Source organism: Nocardia sp. CWNU-33 (assembly GCF_046764895.1).
Lineage (GTDB): Bacteria > Actinomycetota > Actinomycetes > Mycobacteriales > Mycobacteriaceae > Nocardia.
Genome location: NZ_JBKOQN010000127.1, coordinates 1 through 722, shown reverse-complemented (window position 1 = coordinate 722; position 722 = coordinate 1). Strand labels below are relative to the sequence as shown.

1 protein-coding gene is annotated in these 722 nt (G+C 66.1%); it reads right to left on the bottom strand.

Annotated elements, in window-relative coordinates:
- A partial coding sequence (locus ACLMAL_RS39690; RefSeq protein WP_412003782.1) for a condensation domain-containing protein occupies window positions 1-722 on the bottom strand: 722 nt, incomplete at both ends.

The following is a 722-nucleotide window of genomic DNA, read 5'->3' as shown; positions in this document are numbered from 1 at the left end:
CGAAGTCGACCGCGCTCACCGAGAGACCGGGCAGCTCGAAGGAGGTTTCGGCCATGTTCTGGAACGACAGACCCATCTGGAACAGCGGGTTGCGCGCCGTCGAACGCACCGGGTTGAGCACCTCGACCAGTCGCTCGAACGGTACGTCGGCATTCGCGAACGCCTGCAGGTCCTGTTCCCGCACCGTGGCGAGCAGCTCGGTGAGCCGGTCACCCGGTCGCACCTGGGTACGGAACACCAAGGTGTTGACGAACATACCGATCATGTCGTCGAGTTCGCGCTCACCACGGCCCGCGATCGGCGTGCCCACCGCAATGTCGTCGGTGCCCGACAGGCGTGCCAGCAGCACCGCGAGCGCGGCATGCACGACCATGAACAGCGAGGCGTTGTTGGCCCGCGCCAGCTCCTGCAACCGTGCGTGCTGATCCGCGGAAATCTCGAAACGCACCGCGCTACCACGGAAGGACTGCGCAGGTGGGCGCGGCCGATCCGACGGCAACTCCAGCTGATCGGGCAAGCCGTCAAGAGTCGACTGCCAGTACGCGATCTGCTGCGCCGCAATCGATTCCGGATCGTCTTCGGAACCGAGCACCGCACGCTGCCACACCGCATAGTCGGCGTACTGCACCGGCAGCGGAGCCCACTGCGGCGCCTCACCGTTCAACCGAGCGATGTACGCGACCATCAGATCGCGAGCCAACGGACCCGTCGACGCACCGTCC